Origin of the sequence: Ornithinibacter aureus (assembly GCF_009858245.1) — a bacterium.
GTDB lineage: Bacteria > Actinomycetota > Actinomycetes > Actinomycetales > Dermatophilaceae > Fodinibacter > Fodinibacter aureus.
On record NZ_VMSB01000001.1, the window covers coordinates 1,069,111 to 1,085,486 of the forward strand.

15 protein-coding genes and 1 pseudogene are annotated in these 16,376 nt (G+C 70.2%); 2 read left to right on the forward strand and 14 right to left on the reverse strand.

The features are described 5' to 3' along the window. Positions 1-63 precede the first annotated feature (63 nt). Positions 64-819: a TIGR03936 family radical SAM-associated protein gene (locus C8E84_RS05100; RefSeq protein ID WP_159900042.1), complete on the reverse strand. Its 756-nt coding sequence runs from the start codon at positions 817-819 to the stop codon at positions 64-66. Between the two features lie 197 nt (positions 820-1,016). Here C8E84_RS05100 and C8E84_RS05105 point away from each other — a divergent pair, with 197 nt between their 5' ends. After that, positions 1,017-2,384 carry a transaminase gene (locus C8E84_RS05105; protein WP_159900044.1) on the forward strand — a complete coding sequence of 456 codons (1,368 nt, stop codon included), beginning with the start codon at positions 1,017-1,019 and terminating at the stop codon, positions 2,382-2,384. 12 nt (positions 2,385-2,396) lie between these two features. Here C8E84_RS05105 and C8E84_RS05110 read toward each other — a convergent pair whose 3' ends face one another. The 3 genes from C8E84_RS05110 to C8E84_RS05120 all read right to left on the reverse strand — a co-directional run bounded on the left by C8E84_RS05110 (position 2,397) and on the right by C8E84_RS05120 (position 4,702). Beyond that, entirely contained in the window at positions 2,397-3,353 is a 957-nt protein-coding gene (locus C8E84_RS05110) for a permease prefix domain 1-containing protein (RefSeq protein ID WP_159900046.1), read from the reverse strand. A 27-nt stretch (positions 3,354-3,380) separates the two neighbouring features. After that, entirely contained in the window at positions 3,381-3,710 is a 330-nt protein-coding gene (locus C8E84_RS05115) for a PadR family transcriptional regulator (protein WP_159900048.1), read from the reverse strand. A gap of 359 nt (positions 3,711-4,069) precedes the next feature. Next, a complete protein-coding gene (locus C8E84_RS05120; protein ID WP_211675406.1) occupies positions 4,070-4,702 on the reverse strand; it encodes a maleylpyruvate isomerase family mycothiol-dependent enzyme in 633 nt (210 codons plus the stop codon). Positions 4,703-4,754: 52 nt separating this feature from the next. On the opposite strand from C8E84_RS05120, the gene C8E84_RS05125 reads away from it, so the two are divergent. Next, positions 4,755-5,444, forward strand: coding sequence for a winged helix-turn-helix transcriptional regulator (locus C8E84_RS05125; protein ID WP_159900050.1), 690 nt, complete (start codon positions 4,755-4,757; stop codon positions 5,442-5,444). Positions 5,445-5,568: 124 nt separating this feature from the next. Here the strand turns inward: C8E84_RS05125 and C8E84_RS05130 are convergent, their stop codons facing one another. The 10 genes and pseudogenes from C8E84_RS05130 to C8E84_RS05175 all read right to left on the reverse strand — a co-directional run bounded on the left by C8E84_RS05130 (position 5,569) and on the right by C8E84_RS05175 (position 16,296). Continuing rightward, entirely contained in the window at positions 5,569-5,754 is a 186-nt protein-coding gene (locus C8E84_RS05130) for a hypothetical protein (protein WP_159900052.1), read from the reverse strand. Positions 5,755-5,913: 159 nt separating this feature from the next. Continuing rightward, positions 5,914-6,639: a formylglycine-generating enzyme family protein gene (locus C8E84_RS05135; protein WP_246196794.1), complete on the reverse strand. Its 726-nt coding sequence runs from the start codon at positions 6,637-6,639 to the stop codon at positions 5,914-5,916. Positions 6,640-6,751: 112 nt separating this feature from the next. Continuing rightward, the gene (locus C8E84_RS05140) at positions 6,752-7,099 is read right to left on the reverse strand and encodes a DUF2750 domain-containing protein (RefSeq protein ID WP_159900054.1); all 348 of its coding nucleotides are present in this window, start codon (positions 7,097-7,099) and stop codon (positions 6,752-6,754) included. A gap of 704 nt (positions 7,100-7,803) precedes the next feature. Next, positions 7,804-8,064 (reverse strand): annotated as a pseudogene (locus C8E84_RS18330) (ion channel); the annotation flags it as partial. Between the two features lie 64 nt (positions 8,065-8,128). Further along, positions 8,129-9,523, reverse strand: coding sequence for an ABC transporter permease (locus C8E84_RS05150; protein ID WP_159900056.1), 1,395 nt, complete (start codon positions 9,521-9,523; stop codon positions 8,129-8,131). After that, the gene (locus tag C8E84_RS05155) at positions 9,520-10,293 is read right to left on the reverse strand and encodes an ABC transporter ATP-binding protein (RefSeq protein WP_159900058.1); all 774 of its coding nucleotides are present in this window, start codon (positions 10,291-10,293) and stop codon (positions 9,520-9,522) included. The genes C8E84_RS05150 and C8E84_RS05155 overlap by 4 nt, the downstream gene beginning before the upstream one ends. Positions 10,294-10,389: 96 nt before the next feature. Beyond that, the gene (locus C8E84_RS05160) at positions 10,390-11,037 is read right to left on the reverse strand and encodes a response regulator (RefSeq protein WP_159900060.1); all 648 of its coding nucleotides are present in this window, start codon (positions 11,035-11,037) and stop codon (positions 10,390-10,392) included. Beyond that, entirely contained in the window at positions 11,034-12,194 is a 1,161-nt protein-coding gene (locus C8E84_RS05165; RefSeq protein ID WP_159900062.1) for a sensor histidine kinase, read from the reverse strand. Before C8E84_RS05165 ends, C8E84_RS05160 begins: the two co-directional genes overlap by 4 nt. Next, entirely contained in the window at positions 12,191-14,161 is a 1,971-nt protein-coding gene (locus C8E84_RS05170; RefSeq protein WP_159900064.1) for a TIGR03960 family B12-binding radical SAM protein, read from the reverse strand. The genes C8E84_RS05165 and C8E84_RS05170 overlap by 4 nt, the downstream gene beginning before the upstream one ends. Before the next feature lie 260 nt (positions 14,162-14,421). Continuing rightward, entirely contained in the window at positions 14,422-16,296 is a 1,875-nt protein-coding gene (locus C8E84_RS05175) for an AMP-dependent synthetase/ligase (protein WP_159900066.1), read from the reverse strand. Positions 16,297-16,376 lie beyond the last annotated feature (80 nt).

Sequence of the window (16,376 nt, forward strand, 5' to 3'; positions counted from 1 at the left end):
AGGGCGTGCCCTGTACGGAAGTCAGCTGCTGCCCCGGAGCGGCTCGCGCGGGCGGCGCGGCACCTATCCGGAACCGACGGCCTCCTTGTCGGCAGCCAACGGGTCGGCCACCCCAGCAGCTGCGTCGAGCAGTGGGCCTTGGGCCAGCCGAGTCACCAGGGGTGGGACCGGAGGCGCGAACCCAGTCACTGCGTGCAGTGCGGTCAGGATGTCATCGGGTCGAACGGACGGTGTGGTGTGCCGAACGACCATGCGCAGTATCGCACACCCCTCGTCGTCGACACCGGAGGCATCCAACGCCAGCACGGCGCTGCGCGTGTCGAACGTGCGCGGGCCGGTCTTGAAGGTTCGTGTCGTCTCCGCGACCTCGCAGGCCAGGTACGCGTCGACGGCCGCGGTGACCTCGGCGGGGTCGGCTGCCCGCACGACGATGTGCCACTCGCTGGCCTCGAGCCGGTCGGCGAGCGCACCGGGGCCGGCCTGCACGACCTCGAGGACGTCGAGCCCCTCAGGCAGCGCCTCGTCGAGGGCGGCCCGCACCGCCTCCGGCTCGACCCGTTCGGTGACGCGGATCTCGAAGTACTCGGCCTCGCTCGCCGTGCCCGTGGGTGCCGCGTTGGCGTAGGAGATGAGCGGGTGCGGGTGGAACCCGGCCGAGAACGCCATCGGGACGTCGGCCCGGCGAAGCGCGCGCTCCAGGGCCCGGGAGAAGTCACGCGTGGACGAGAAGCGCAACCGGCCACGCTTGGCGTAGCGGATGCGCAGCTTCTGCACGGCGGGTGCGGGTGGGGGCCCCTCGGGGGTGCGCTGTCGAGCCATGGTGCCCCCAGCGTAGACGGCTGGGCGGCCTGGGCCGGATGGGGCTCGACCATCGCCCGCGGCAGGGTCGGCAGCTGTTCACCGTCGGCCCCACCCCACAGGCGAGCTCCGAAATCCGTCGTGCACCACGGCATCCGATGCCGTTTTTGGCCTACGAACAGTGATTGACCACTGATTCAGTCCGCTATCGTGCTCGCATGCCACCGATCGACCGCTCCCGCCTGACCGACCTCATCGCCGCCGAGCAGCAGGTCTACACCGCAGCCCACCCGCGCAGCCGCGAGCTCTTCGCGCAGGGCAGCAACCTCTTCGGTCGGGTGCCGATGACGTGGATGAACAAGTGGACCGGTGGCTTCCCGCTCTACCTCGACCACGCCCGCGGAAACCGGATCTCCGACGTCGACGGCCACACCTACGTCGACTTCGCGCTCGGTGACACCGGAGCGTTCGCCGGGCACTCCCCCCGCCCGACCGTCGAAGCGGTGGCGCGCCGCATGGGCGACCTCGGCGGCATCACGACGATGCTGCCGAGTGCTGACGCCCAGTGGGTCGGGGCCGAGCTGACCGCACGCTTCACGATGCCGCTGTGGAGCTTCACGCTCTCGGCGACCGACGCGAACCGCTGGGCGGTCCGTCTGGCCCGGCTCGCGACCGGCAAGCCGAAGATCCTCGTGTTCGGCTACTGCTACCACGGCTCGGTCGACGAGACCTTCGCCATCCCCGGCCCTGACGGCAAGGCCCAGTCGCGCCCGGGCAACGTCGCCCCACCGGTTCCCCTGGACCTCACGACCCGAGCCGCCACGTGGAACGACCTCGCCTCGGTCGAGCGCGAACTCGCCCACGGTGACGTCGCCGCCATCCTCACCGAGCCGGCGCTGACCAACATCGGCATCGTGCTGCCCGAGCCCGGCTTCATGGAGGGGCTACGCGAGCTCGCCACCCGCTACCGCGCCCTGCTCATGATCGACGAGACCCACACCTTCTCGGCCGGGTGGGGCGGCGCCACCGCGACGTGGAACCTCGAGCCCGACATCTTCGTCATCGGCAAGTCCATCGGGGGCGGCATCCCCTGCGGCGCCTACGGGATCACCACCGAGGTCGCCGCCTCAATCACCTCGCACACGGATGCCGGGGACGCCGACATCGTCGACGTGGGCGGGGTGGGCGGCACCCTCGCCGGCAACGCCCTGTCCACCGCGGCGATGCGCGCCACGCTCGGTGAGGTGCTGACCCATGCGGCGTTCGAGCACATGATCGACCTCGCGACCGCCTTCACCGAAGGGGTCCAGGCCACCCTCGACGAGTTCGACGTGCCGTGGTCGGTCAGCCAGCTCGGAGCGCGCTCGGAGTACCGGTTCGCGCGCCCCGCGCCGCGCACCGGCGAGGAGGCCGCCGTGGCACACGACGACGACCTCGACGCCTACATGCACCTCGCGATGTGCAACCGCGGCATTCTCATGACCCCGTTCCACAACATGGCCCTCATGTGCCCGGAGACCACGCGCGCTGATGTCGACCGGCACACGGACACCTTCCGCGAGGTCGTCGGCGCGCTGTACGGCTGAGGGCGGGCGGCGTCAGCCCGCCCGCACCCGCCGCCACGTGTCGATCTGGTCCCAGACGATGATGACGACCACCGACAGCACCGTGGCGTAGGCGAGGTCGCGGGCGGCGCTCTCCCACCCGGCCCGGGTGACGGCCTCCACGAACACGCCGTCGAAGAACCGGTCGGCCAGCACGAGCCCGACGATCACGGCGGCGAAGGCAAGGTCGACGACGAGCCCCGCCGCGGCGAGCGCCACCGTCCAGCGCCGGGCCCGGTGCACCAGCCACACGACGAGCAGCTGACCACCGAGGAGGGCGAGAAGGACCCACATCCACCCGCTCCACAGGCCGGCGTCGAGCACCGGCACGGACTCGCCGTCGACCCGCACGGGAGGGTTCACCTGCTGCCAGACGACGGCCAGGACGGTGAACAGGATCATCACGGCCGCCGTGACGCTCTCGCCGAGACCGACCTGCCGGCCGGCGGTGGGCTCGGGGAGCTGGTCGGGATTCCAGGCACCGAGCTCGCCGGCAGGCTCCGAGCGCTCGATGACCGCGAACACGACCGTGGTCCAGCAGATGATGTGGACCGCGGTGTGCAGGGCCACGACCGCCGCGCCCCCGAAGGCCGTGCCCACGCTGCCCGCGCTGGAGTCCTCGACGAACAGGCGGACGACCAGGACGATGCCGGCGACGATGGGCACAACGATCGACAGGAGCAGGGTGACGAGCCGGCGCCACTGCGGGAAGTACGCCGGGCCGATGAGGTGGAGCGGGCTGCCGCTGTAGCCGGCGGCCAGGCGCATCGGGTCGCCGAGCTCGACGAGGACGTCGCGTTCGGCGACCTCGCGGCTGGGCGCGCCGGCCTCGAGGCGGGCGTCGACCATGTCCTCGATGGTGCCGCGCAGCTCCTGCTCGACGTCGGGGCGCTGGCCCTCGTCGAGGCCGCGGACGGTGGCGTGCACGTAGCGGTCGGTCAAGGAGGTCATCTCGGGGTCCTCTCGGTCGGGCTCGGGTCAGCTGAGGTCGTTGATGGCGGCATCGAGCGAGCGCCAGTCGGTGCGCAGGGCGGCGAGGACGTCTTCGCCGGCGGGGCTGGTGCGGTAGAACTTCCGCGGCCGGGACTCCTCGGTGTTCCACTCGGCCTCGAGAAGGCCCTGCTTCTCGAGGCGGCGCAGCAGCGGGTAGAGGGTGTTGGCGTCGACGCCGAACCCGGCGCGGGCCAGCGTCTCGAGCAGTGCGTAGCCGTAGCCCGGGGTGCGCAGGGTCGCCAGCGCGGCGACGACCACCGTCCCCCGCCGCAGCTCCTGGAGGTGGCCGTTCAGCACGTCCTCGTCATACGTCATGGCCGAGACGATAGTGTGCGTCACACACTATCGTCAAGGGCACAACGATGTGAACTGTCGACGAGCAGGCGTACGGGCCGTCGAGAGGGGGCAATACGCAGGCGCGAGGGGGGGGAGTCAAGCGGTTGTTGCAACGAGGTATGTCAGCGGCGCACGACTCTGAGACAGGCGCCTGCCTGGGCGGTCGATAATGAGACTGCTTCAGCGGGGGATTCTGAGACGGCCATCACGAGGTCAGCCTGCGCAGCTCGACGTCGACGTCTCCGCAGCTGCGCGGGGCACGGTCCTTACCGGACATGCCGATGAGCGCGTGTGGAACTACTTGCCGTTGATGACGTCAACCGCTGAATTCCTGCGGCTCAGCGGCGGGCTTCCATCAGCGCTCCGGCCCCGTCGCCAGTTAGTTCGCCGTCTTTCACGGGGCGTCCCGATACTGCGAGCAGCAGCGCGATGCTCGTGCCGCAGACTTGTGAACCGTCGCCGACCACGAAGTCAGAGTCAGATGCAACCAGGCGGAGCCGTTCACAACGCTCCCTGCCGCCTCCCCAGGCGAACGAGGTGCGGACCTGGTAACGGAGAGCTGTCGCCACGTGCTCCGCCGGGTAACTGCCATGCAGCCCGATCGCGCGCCTGATGTCTTCGCCGTGGACGAAGGCCTCTACGAGCCGGGTGGCCAGCGGGGCTGGAGGCGTTGTCGTTCGATTGATGACCCCGCTCAGGCTCGCGAGTGTCTCGCGGGGGTCCGCACGGCGTTCTCGCCGAATGCCCCGCTCGTTCGCCTTGTCGAAGTCGAACCGGCAGGCGAGCATGTCGAGCACAAACCCGATTCGAGTCGTCTTCGCGGAATCGACCAGGTGCGCTAAGACGTCGTGAACGTCCCAACCAGGGCACGCGGTCGGTGCCGACCATTGCTGGTCGCTAAGGGAATCCAGGTCGCGAGCCAGCGCTGTTCTCTCGGCGTGCACCGCTGCCCAAAGCATTTCGTTGCCCATGTCACTACTAAAACAGTAGTTGCCACTACTAATCAAGTAGTAGATTGAGCATGTGGCATCGCGACGGACCTACGGCTCCTACAACGACGGTTGCGCGGCTGCGCACGCGCTCGACCTGATCGGGGATCGATGGACCCTCATCGTTGTCCGAGAACTGCTCTTGGGACCTAAGCGCTTCGTTGATCTTGAGCGTGATGTCCTTGGCATCGGCCCGTCGGTCCTGACCCAGAAGCTCGGCGCACTCGAGCGGGCGGGAGTCGTCCGACGCGAAACCTTCGGACCCCCGGTACGGGCGGGCCTGTACGCCCTCACCGAGTGGGGATACGAGCTTGAAGCCGTGAACGCGGCGCTTTCCGCATGGGCCGTGTCCTCGCCTGGCCTTCCGTGGAACGCGGACATGTCACCTGACGCCTTGGTATTAGCCATGCGGGCGCATGCGCGTCCCTTGCCAACTCGAAGCCAGGACTGGGTCGTGGAGCTCGTCCTCACCGACTCGCGAACGGCCGCAGATCCGGTCACCTACCACGCCAAACTCACGTCGGCGGGTACCACCGTCCTCCGAGGTCGAGGCCCCGACGGGAGGGCACACTCCAAAGTGTCCGCGACAACACGAGGCTGGAAACACGTCATCATGTCGGCGACGGCTGCCATCGGAGATGAACCCAACATCGCCGTCGCCGGCAGCAGCGTTGCTGCGCAGGCCCTGCTCGACGCAACGCGGCTCCAGCCAACTTCCGCCTGAGCATGCGTGGAGCAGCCAGTCGAGAGAGCGTGGAGAGCAACCAATATCCACGCCCCTGACGCACTCTCATGCCGCGGATAGGGCGATCGATCCTGCGGTTGGACGTCCGGCTCCCGGGATCGCCTCAGCGGTCGCTGGGCCACCTGTCCAAGCGCTTGTAGAGGCGCACAGCCGCAACAAGCAGCGCGACGGTGAGGATGAGGAAGAACACCTTCCATGGCCTTGTCTCAGACTCGATGACGCCGAACAGGAACAAGAGGAAGAGCAGCAGGCCCCCAATTCGGACGACGAGGAACTGGGGGTACGACACGGCGGAACTCTACTTCGCGACGGATGGATCCAACGTCTGGCCTCGTAGGCGTCGAGGGCCGTGGGAGTGATCGGCGGCCGGTCCGAGTGACGTCCGCATCTGCCGCGGAGAGTGTTAACCGGCCTTGCCGATACGCGACGGGTCGTTGCAGCGCGGCTGTCACTCCGTGATCGTCCGGGTGAGACGGAAACCGAGGTCGTCGAATGCAGCCTCGGGGTTGGTCTTGCGACGGACTCCGACCCGGCAACCCCAGTGCGGGTCGCTCCAGCCGCCGCCCCGGATGATGCGGTACGACCCGTAGGCCTCCGCGTCGTACTGGTCCCAGCACCATTCCCAGACCCCACCCAAGGTGTCGAACAGCCCCCACGCGTTGGGTGTCTTCTCTGCAACCGGGTGCATGAACCCGAGCGAGTTGTCCGCGTACCAGGCAATCTCGTCCAGGTCGCCATAGCGAGGGCCGGTCGAGCCGGCCCGGCAGGCAACCTGCCATTCGGCCTCTGTCGGTAGGCGGTATCCGTTCGCTTCTCGGTCCCAGGTCACTCCCCACTCGTAAGGGGCCGGTTCGTCGTGCGGAGTCCAGGTGGCATGACTCCGGGTTGGCGCATCGATCGTCGTGATCGTGTAAGCGGGCTCGAGCCGGTCCCGCAAGGACATCTCGTTGCAGAACGCGACAGCCTGGCGCCAGCTGACGTCGACCTTCGGAAAGGCTGCCTGGCTGGGATCGGTCTCAGTTCCGCGCAATGCGTTCCACTGCCCCAGGGTGACGACGGTGGTAGCGATGTCAAACGTGCGAACGTCCACCGTCCACGTACGCCCAGTGCGGCGGTCCACCATGGCTTCGGCCGCAGTGGCGCCTCTGCGGACTCGGACCATGTCGATCAGCACGGTGGCATTCTCCCTTGCATCGAGGGGATCACAACACGTCCGCTCCCCAGCCTGAGGCGTGTACCGGATTTGCCGCAGTCGGTGCGAGGCGTGTCGCCGCGCGAGGGCAGCGTCAGTCCGTCTGAAGCTGCGCTAGTACGTCGGGCGGAGCCATGTCGTATCCCGTGGCCCGCGAGCCTGACCAGTTGAGCCCGACCCGAAGGCCATCCCGCTCCAGCCCTGGCAGCCAGCGCGTGAGGAACGCATCAAGCGGCACTTCGACCACCTCGAAGGCGGCGTATGCCGGAACCGTGGAGACCACGCGTTCAGCGCGGCTGCGAAGCGACCAGAACGGCATCGCCCTTTCCCCGTCACCGTTCAACGGAGCAGGGAATCCGCCGCCATCGCGAATGCCCCAAACGCGCTGATGCTCCGCGGCTTCCGCGTAGAAGGCCGATGCGTGTGCAGCGCTGACGCTCATGTCGTCATGGTGCTGGACCCGAGCGCCGAACGCACTACTTTGCCGCGGAGAGGTAAGGCGCTCCTGCCGCTGATCGGTCCAGGGGGAAGTCAACCAGGAACCTGAAGCCGGCCTCGCCGAGTCGAGGCTGGGGGAAGGGTTCGTCCCAAAATCCGCCGCTGAAGTGGCCGATCTGTCCCACCTGTCCCGAACTCGCGAGTATTTCCCAGAATCGCTCCCCGCCGACAGGAAGGGCTGGTTCAGTAAGACCGCCGCCTACCTCGGCAACGCGGGTCGCGACCTCGCTGTCGAGATCGGAGCGACCGCGATCAACCGGCAGATGGGGATGTGACAGGTCGGCCGCGTCTCAATTTCTGCGGCTGGTGTCTCAAAGTCCACCGCTGAAGTCGCGATCTGTCTCACGCCGTCTCGTACTCCCGGGTAAATCTCAAAATGGCTCGCCGTTGACAAGGTACTTGGTGAGTGTGTCAGCCGGGTTAGCCCAGCCGAGGGTTTGACGCGGTCGCCCGTTGAGTTCGCGGGCGACCGTGTCGAGGTCTTCTTGGAGCGGGCCCGACCCGTCCGAACCCGCAGACGATGACGTGGTCGCGCAGCCGCGCGATGTCGTGTTCCATGCGGCGCCTTCGGAGGTGCTCGCGCAGGTGGCCCTCGGTGACGGCCTCGATGAGGACCCTGAGGTTGTCGTCGACGGTCCCCACCTCGAGCAGGATGAGGACGATGGTGAACGCCTGGCCCCCCGGCCCGAGCGGCCGCACCTCGCGGAAGCCGACGGTCGCGACGGTCGTCACGGTCTGGTAGACCGCGTCGAGGAGCGGGAAGCCGAGGGCCACGTAGCCGACCGTGCCGACGACGACGACCGCGGCGAGGGCGGTGAGGGCCACGACGATCTGGCGCAGCGCGTCGCGCCCCGAGTCGGTGCCCGTCAGCAGGGCCCGGCGACGGCTGCTCGTGCTCGGCCCGACCACACCTCCAGCGTGGCAGCCGGAGCGGGGCCGCGAGCGCGATTGCGGGCAACGCCACGCGACGGCCTCAGCGGTCGACGCGCAGCGCCTCCACCGGGGCGACCGCGACGGCCCGTCGCGCCGGAGGCAGCGCAGCGAGGAACACGAGCACGAGGGCGGAGGCCGCGACGGCTCCGAGGACCGGCCACGGCAGCCCCCACACGAAGCCGTCGGTCAGTCGCCCGACGAGCGACTGGGCACCTACCGAGCCGAACACCACCCCGAGGACGAGCCCGGACAGCGCCGCGGTGCCGGCGAGTACCGCTGACTCCCGGGCCACCATCGCCCGGACCTGCGTCGCCGTGAAGCCGAGAGCCCGGAGCAGCCCGATCTCACGGCGACGGTGGATGACGGTCAGGGACATCGTGCTGACGAACCCCACCGCGGAGATGACCGAGGAGACGATGACGATCCCCAGGAGGACCACCGTCGCCGTCGAGAGGAGGGTCTCGGTCTGCTGCCGCTGGGCAATGCTGAGGTCGTTCCACGCGTGCACGGACGTCTGCAGGGCGTCCATCCCGGAGGCGAAGGTCGTCACGAGGGTCACGCCGATGACCAGGCCCATCGTCGAGCGCGTCGTCCGCATCCGGTCAGCGACGGCGTTGCGCCGGGCGATGCGGCTCGCAGGGCTGGAGCCGAGCACGACGCTGACCGCGAGGACGAGGCGCGGGATGACCAGACGCGCCCCGACGAGCAGACCCGTCGCCGCAGAAGCACTCCCGACGAACGCGAGCAGGAAGCCGGCGACGCTGCCGGCCTCGGCGAGTGCGGCAGCGAGGACGAGGACCAGGCCCCCACCGCCGATGAGCAGGCTAGAGAGCACGGCCCGCCACCGGGCGGTGACCGTCGTGGGTGGCACACCGGCGTCGACGCTCGACATCGCCTGCACCGGCGAGACCCGCAGGACTCCGCGAGCCCCCACCCACCCCGCGAACAGTGTCGTCACGCCGACCACCGCGACGGGGGCGAGGAGGTAGGGGCTGGTCACCGGATAGTCGACGTCGGGCAGGGTCCCGCGAGCGACGAGGACGACGCGGAAGACGTCGGTGGCGAGGACACCGGCGACTGCGCCGACGACCGCGCCCACACCACCGACCAGGCCCGACGCCCGCATCACCGAGGCCCGCAGCTCCGGCCCTCGAGCCCCGAGGAGGCGCAGCAGCGCGACCTGGCGCAGCCGGCCGGCGACGACGGTGTCGACCGCGTTGACCATGACGACCGCGGAGACGTACACGGCGATGAGGATGAACACGGTGGCGACGACCGCGAGGAGGACGCCGACGGCCGCCCCTCCCTCGGCCGCCGTGGCGCGCAGCAGGCTGCTCGCCGTGACGAGCACACCCGCGTAGGCCCCGCAGAGACTGCCGACGAGTCCCACCGTGCTGAGGTCGCGCCAGCCGCCGAGCACCAGTTCGCGCCTCATGCCGCACCGACCTCGAGGGAGACGAGCACGTCGGCGATGGACCCGGGCGTCATCCGCCCGTGGTCGGCGATGAGCCGGCCGTCCGCGATGACGAGGATCCGGTCGGCGTGCGAGGCGGCCACCGGGTCGTGGGTGACCATGAGGATGGTCTGCCCGTGGTCGTCGACCGCCGCTCGGAGCAGGGCGAGCACCTCCCGCGAGGTCCGCATGTCGAGGTTGCCGGTCGGCTCGTCGGCGATGACGACGCGCGGCTCGCTCGCGAGGGCCCGGGCGATGGCCACCCGCTGCTGCTGGCCGCCGGAGAGGGCCGACGGCAAGTGCTCGGCCCGGTCGAGCAGGCCGAGGCTCTCGAGCAGCCCGTCGACGCGCGAGCGGACCTCGGCCGTGACGGCACGCCCGGCGAGCTCAAAGGGCAGGACGACGTTCTCGCGCGCCGACAGGGTCGGGACGAGGTTGAAGGCCTGGAAGACGAACCCCACGTGGTCGCGCCGGACCAGCGTCCGCTCGGTGTCGTCGAGCGCGTGGAGCGGGTGGCCGGCGAGCCAGACCTCCCCGCCCGTCGGGTCGTCGAGCCCGGCGGCGACATTCATGAACGTCGACTTCCCGGACCCCGACGGACCCATGAGGGCGGTGAACTGCCCGGCGACGACGTCGACACTGACGCCGTCGAGGGCGCGCACGGCGCCGGGGCCGCTGCCGTAGACGCGCTCGACGCCACGGAAGGCGAGGACGGGTGGGATGGGGGCTCGGGGATCGGTGCTCGTGTCCATGCCGACGACGCTAGGGAGGAGGGCCGGCCCGGCGCGTCTGCCGCAGGTCGTGACCTGCATCCGTCGTGAGACGTACGCGGACGTCGGGCGGCGGGTTCAGACGAGGTCGTGCTCGTAGGCGTAGACGACGAGCTGGACCCGGTCGCGCAGGCCGAGCTTGGCGAGGACCCGGGAGACGTGGGTCTTCACCGTCCCCTCCGCGAGGTGCTCGGCCGCGGCGATCTCGGCGTTCGACAGGCCCTGGGCCGTCCGCCGCAGGATCTCGCGCTCCCGCGGGGTGAGCGCCTCGTACTCCGGCCCGGGGGCGCCCCGGCCACGGGCCCGGAACCGCTCGACGAGGGCCCGGGTGGCCCCCGCGGCGACCACCTGGTTGCCGGCCGCGACGGCCCGCACCGAGGCCAGCAGCAGCTCGGGTTCGGCCGACTTGAGGACGAACCCGGCCGCCCCCGCCTCGATGGCCGAGAGCGCCGCCTCGTCGAGGTCGAAGGTGGTGAGGACGAGCACCCGCGGGGCGCCCTCCCCCAGGGCCGCGACGAGGGCCGCCGTGGCCGCCACCCCGTCGACGCGAGGCATGCGGACGTCCATCACCACAACGTCGGGAGTGGTGCGCTCGACGAGGGCGAGGACCTCGTCGCCGTCCCCGGCCTCACCCACGATCTCTAGGTCCGGTTGCGAGCCGAGGACCATCGCGATCCCCGCCCGGAACAACGGCTGGTCGTCCACCAGCGCCACCCGGATGCTCACGACGCCCCGGCCCGGGGCAGCTCGGCGTCGACGACCCAGCGACCGTCCGCGGTCGGGCCGGCCGTGAGCCGACCGCCGGCCCGCTCGACGCGTTCGCGCATCCCCCGCAGACCGTGCCCCTCCCCCGGCGCGCCCGGCGATCCCCGGCGGTTGGTGACGGTGAGTCGGTGCACGGGGCCGCCGGCCTCCTCGATCCGCACCGGCACGGAGAGGTCGCCGTGCTTGAGGGCGTTGGTCAGGGCCTCGGCGAGGACGAGCCGGGCGGCACCGGCGACGGCGGGGTCAGGGGTGCCCTCGCGGTGCACGTCCACGGTCATGCCGGAGGCGCGCATCCGCGTGACGAGCTCGTCGGGGCCGCCGAGGTCGTCGTCAGCGGCGAGCTCAGCGTCGCGGAGCCGGCCGAGCAGGCGACGGACGTCGGTCATCGCGCCGCGCGCCGTCTCCCCGATGACCCCGAGGGCGTCCTCCGCCGCGGCCGGGTCGGTGCGCATCGCGTAGCGGGCGCCGTCGGCCTGGGCGGCGACGACGGCCCAAGAGTGGGCGATGACGTCGTGCATGTCCGCGGCGATCCGCAACCGGTCGCGCTCGATGGCGACGAGGTCGCGCAGCCGGCGCTCCTCCGCGGCCCGCAGCTGCGCGTCGAGGTGGGCGCGCAGGGCCTCACGCCGCTGCCAGCGCACGTAGCCCGTGACCCAGCCGCCGACGAGGACCAGCGCCGCCGCGGTGGCCATCCCGGCAACCGACAGGGCGGGCCCGCCCGTGCCCTGGGAGCCGGTGGCCTCCACCCCGGCCCAGGTGGCGGCCCCGGCGACGCCGAGGATGCTGGCCACGAGTCCCGCCTGCCGTACGGCCCTGGACCGGTGCGCACCGAGGGTGAAGGCCACGGGCGCGAAGGCGAGGTCGGCGACGATGTTGAGGTCCCCCACCACCACCTGGAGGAGCCCGGCGGTGACGGCGAGCGCGACGGCGGCCCACCACCACCCACGCCGCACGGCGACGGCCGCCGCGAGCAGCCCTCCCGCGAGGGCGGACCACCCGGACTGCGCGGTGCCCACGAAGACGGCGAAACTCCCGAAGGCCAGCGCACCGGCGACGTCGACGAGCAGGCCGCGGCGCCCGGGGCGGTCGTCCTCGACCCAGGCACCGGCGCCGCTCACGGCGCGGCCGTCATCCGCTCCCGGCCGGAGCCGAGGACGGTCAGCGGCAGGAGGGTCTTGCCGGTGGGTCCGATCTCGATCTGCGTGCCCATCTGGGGGCAGACCCCGCAGTCGAAGCAGGGCGTCCAGCGGCAGTCCTCGACCTCGGTCTCGTCGAGCGAGTCCAGCCAGTCCTGCCAGAGCCATTCCTTGTCGAGCCCGGAGTCGATGTGGTCCCAGGGCAGCACCTCGGCCTCCTCGCGCTCGCGCGTGGTGTACCAGGCGACGTCGACCCCGAAGGCCGACAGCTCGCGCTCGGCGGCGGCCATCCACCGGTCGTAGGAGAAGTGCTCGGACCACCCGTCGAAGCGGGCGCCGTCACGCCACACGGCCTCGATGACCCGCCCGACCCGGCGGTCACCGCGCGAGAGCAAACCCTCGACGATGCCCGGCTTGCCGTCGTGGTAGCGGAAGCCGATGGCCGAGCCGTAGCGGCGGTCGGAGCGGATCGCCTGGCGCAGCTTGTCGAGCCGCGCGTCGGTCTCGTCGGCGCCGAGCTGGGCGGCCCACTGGAACGGGGTGTGCGGCTTGGGCACGAAGCCGCCGATGGAGACGGTGCAGCGGATGTCACGGCGACCGCTGACCTCACGCCCGGTGTCGATGACCCGCTTCGCGAGCTCGGCGATCTGCAGGACGTCCTCGTCGGTCTCGGTCGGCAGCCCGCACATGAAGTAGAGCTTCACCTGGCGCCAGCCGGCACCGTATGCGGCGGCGACCGTGCGGATGAGGTCGTCCTCGGTGACCATCTTGTTGATGACCTTGCGGATGCGCTCGGAGCCACCCTCGGGGGCGAAGGTCAGGCCCGAACGGCGACCGTTGCGGGTCAGCTCGTTGGCCAGGTCGATGTTGAAGGCGTCGACGCGCGTCGACGGCAGCGACAGGCCGGTGTTCGTGCCCTCGTAACGATCCGCGAGCCCCTTGGCGACCGACGCGATCTCGGTGTGGTCGGCCGAGCTCAGCGAGAGCAGGCCGACTTCCTCGAAGCCGGTGGCGGCCAGGCCGCGCTCGACCATCTCGCCGATGCCCGTGATGCTGCGCTCGCGCACGGGGCGGGTGATCATGCCCGCCTGGCAGAACCGGCACCCACGGGTGCAGCCACGGAAGATCTCGACCGACATCCGCTCGTGCACCGACTCGGCGAGCGGCACGAGCGGCTGCTTGGGGTAGGGCCACGCGTCGAGGTCCATGACGGTGTGCTTGGCCACCCGCCACGGCACCTGCGGGAAGGCCGGGTTCGGCGCGATGCGCTGGATGCGGCCGTCGGGCAGGTAGCTGACGTCATAGAACTGCGGCACGTAGACCCCACCCGTGCGCGCGAGGCGAAGCAGGATCTCCTGGCGACCACCCGGCATCCCCTCGTGCTTCCACGCGGCGACGATGTCGGTGATCGCGAGCACGGCTTCCTCACCGTCGCCGACCACGGCGGCGTCGATGAAGTCGGCGATCGTCTCGGGGTTGAACGCGGCGTGGCCGCCCGCGACGACGATCGGGTGGCTCTCGTCGCGGTCGACGGCGTGCAGCGGGATGCCGGCGAGGTCGAGTGCCGTGAGCATGTTCGTGTAGCCGAGCTCGGTGGAGAACGACAGGCCGAACAGGTCGAAGTCGCCGACCGGGCGGTGGGCGTCGACGGTGAACTGGGGCACCTGGTGCTCGCGCATGAGTGCCTCGAGGTCGGGCCAGACCGCGTAGGTGCGCTCGGCCAAGGCGTCTGCCCGCTCGTTGAGCACTTCGTAGAGGATCATGACGCCCTGGTTGGGCACGCCCACCTCGTAGGCGTCGGGGTACATCAGGGCCCAGCGCACGGTGTGCTCGGCGCCGACGTCCCACGGCTTGACGGTCGAGTTCAGCTCACCGCCGACGTACTGGATCGGCTTGCTCACCTGCTCGAGAAGGGGCTCGAGGGAGCGGAAGATCGACTGACCGGGCATCCCCCAAGGGTATGCGGGTCAGCGCACTGCGCCCAAAACCCACGACGTCGTGCGACGTGTGCGCGGTTTTCGCGCGGGAGCCGGGCTGGAACCGCACCGAAGTCGCACGACGTCGGGATGCCGGGGGTGTGGTGTGGCGGGCGGGTCCAGGGTGTCGGTGGGCCTGACGACGCCCCCGGCCGCAGTGGCCGGGGGGCGTCGTGACGTGGTGCGGGCCGTGCAGGTGCCGCAGGCCGTCCCAGGTGGAGCAGACCGCCAGGTCAGCCCGTGTAGTGGGCGTCCAGCCGGTCCTTGTACTTGTCGGCCACGACCTTGCGCTTGAGCTTCAGGCTCGGCGTGAGCTCGCCGGCCTCGATGGTGAGGTCGTTCTCGAGGATGGTGAACTTCTTGATCGTCTCCCACCGGTTGAGCCCGGAGTTGAGCTGGTCGACGTAGCCCTGCACCATCTGGCGGCAGGCGTCGGAGGTGACGATCTCGGTGTAGGACTTGCCCTCCATGCCGTTGGCCGCGGCCCAGCCGGCGATCGCGTCGGGGTCCAGGGTCACCAGGGCCGAGACGAAGTTGCGGTCGGCGCCGTGGACGACGAGCTGGCTGGCGTAGGGGCACAGGCCCTTGAACGTCGACTCGATGATCGAGGGGGCGACGTACTTGCCGTTGCTGGTCTTGAACAGGTCCTTCTTGCGGTCGGTGATCCGCAGGAAGCCGCGCTCGTCGAGCTCACCGATGTCACCGGTGTGCAGCCAGCCCTCGGAGTCGATCGTCTCGGCGGTCGCGTCGGGGTTGTTGTGGTAGCCCTCCATGTTGCCCGGGCCCCGCAGCAGCACCTCACCGTCGCCGGCGATCTGCACCTCGGTCTTGGGCAGCGGCCAGCCGACCGTGCCGTAGCGGTAGCCGCGCGGGCGGGCCACGAACGACGCGGCGCTGGTCTCGGTCATCCCGTAGCCCTCGAGGATCTGCATGCCCATCGAGTCGAACCACCGGGCCACGTCGTTGTTCAGGGCCGCCGAGCCGGAGATGAAGAAGCGGACGCGTCCACCGAACCGCTCGCGGATCTTGGTGCCGATGACCTTGTCGGTGAAGGAGTGCTTGAGCGCCAGCATGCCCGAGGGGCTCTTGCCCTGCTCGCGCAGCTCGCTGACCTCGCGGCCGACGTCACTGGCCAGGTGGAACAGCTTGGCCTTCACCCCGCCCTCGGCCTCCATCATCATGCTGATCCGGCCGTAGGCCTTCTCGAAGATGCGCGGGGCCGCACCCATGAACGTGGGCTTCACGACGGCCAGGTTGTCGACGATCTTGTCGATGCGGCCGTCGATGGCCGTCGGGAACCCGATCTGCAGGGGCAGGGTCAGCAGCACCTTGCCGAAGACGTGCGCGAGTGGCAGCCACAGGTACTGCAGGTCGTCTTCGTTGAGGATGTGCGTGCTGGCGACCGCCGCACCCTCGTACGTCCAGGCGCTGTGCCGCAGGCGCACACCCTTCGGGCGACCGGTGGTGCCCGAGGTGTAGATGATCGTCGCGAGCTGGTCGTGCTGGATGCCGTCGATACGGGCGTCGATGGCGCCCGGGTCGCCGGCGAGGTACTCACGGCCGAGCTGGCGGACCTGCTCGAGGTTCAGCGTCCAGGCGTCGCTGTCGTCGACCTCGGCGTCGAAGACGATGACCCGGCTCACGGCCGGGGTGCTCGCGCGGATGCCGCGCAGCTTGTCGAGCTGGTCGGCGTTCTCGGCGAAGATCACCTTGGTGCCGGAGTCGGCGAGGATGAACGCGACGTCGTCGGCCATCGTCGTCGGGTAGATCGTCGTGGTCGCACCGCCGGCGACCATCGTGGCCAGGTCGGCGAGGGCCCACTCGTACCGCGTGCTCGAGGCGATGGCGACGCGGTCCTCGGGCTCGACGCCGAGTGCGATCAGGCCGGCACCGAGCTCGCGGACCACGACGTCGACCTCGGCCCAGGTGTCGGTGACCCACTCGTCACCCTCGGGCTTGACGTTGGCGTACATGAAGGCGGGCCCGTTCGGGCTCGCCGCAACGCGGTCGCGGAAGAGGTGCCCAACGCTCTGGGCCTCGTTGTCGAAGATCGCCTGGTCGACGGGCTCGTCGGCGGGGGTGTTGATCTGGGGGGCAGCTGTGGGCATGTCGTACATCGTCCTCGTCATTGGGGGCCGGTGGTGCCGAATCCTGTCACATGGACGTGCCCGACGGAACGTGTTGCCGA

What these genes read in the sequence shown, in the direction of transcription:
- C8E84_RS05170 (WP_159900064.1), bottom strand. Translation starts at nt 14,161, where the DNA reads ATGCCCGGTCAGTCGATCTTCCGCTCCCTCGAGCCCCTTCTCGAGCAG.
- C8E84_RS05100 (WP_159900042.1), bottom strand. Translation starts at nt 819, where the DNA reads ATGGCTCGACAGCGCACCCCCGAGGGGCCCCCACCCGCACCCGCCGTG.
- C8E84_RS05150 (WP_159900056.1), bottom strand. Translation starts at nt 9,523, where the DNA reads ATGAGGCGCGAACTGGTGCTCGGCGGCTGGCGCGACCTCAGCACGGTG.
- C8E84_RS05110 (WP_159900046.1), bottom strand. Translation starts at nt 3,353, where the DNA reads ATGACCTCCTTGACCGACCGCTACGTGCACGCCACCGTCCGCGGCCTC.
- C8E84_RS05115 (WP_159900048.1), bottom strand. Translation starts at nt 3,710, where the DNA reads ATGACGTATGACGAGGACGTGCTGAACGGCCACCTCCAGGAGCTGCGG.
- C8E84_RS05175 (WP_159900066.1), bottom strand. Translation starts at nt 16,296, where the DNA reads ATGCCCACAGCTGCCCCCCAGATCAACACCCCCGCCGACGAGCCCGTC.
- C8E84_RS05140 (WP_159900054.1), bottom strand. Translation starts at nt 7,099, where the DNA reads ATGAGCGTCAGCGCTGCACACGCATCGGCCTTCTACGCGGAAGCCGCG.
- C8E84_RS05155 (WP_159900058.1), bottom strand. Translation starts at nt 10,293, where the DNA reads ATGGACACGAGCACCGATCCCCGAGCCCCCATCCCACCCGTCCTCGCC.
- C8E84_RS05120 (WP_211675406.1), bottom strand. Translation starts at nt 4,702, where the DNA reads ATGGGCAACGAAATGCTTTGGGCAGCGGTGCACGCCGAGAGAACAGCG.
- C8E84_RS05105 (WP_159900044.1), top strand. Translation starts at nt 1,017, where the DNA reads ATGCCACCGATCGACCGCTCCCGCCTGACCGACCTCATCGCCGCCGAG.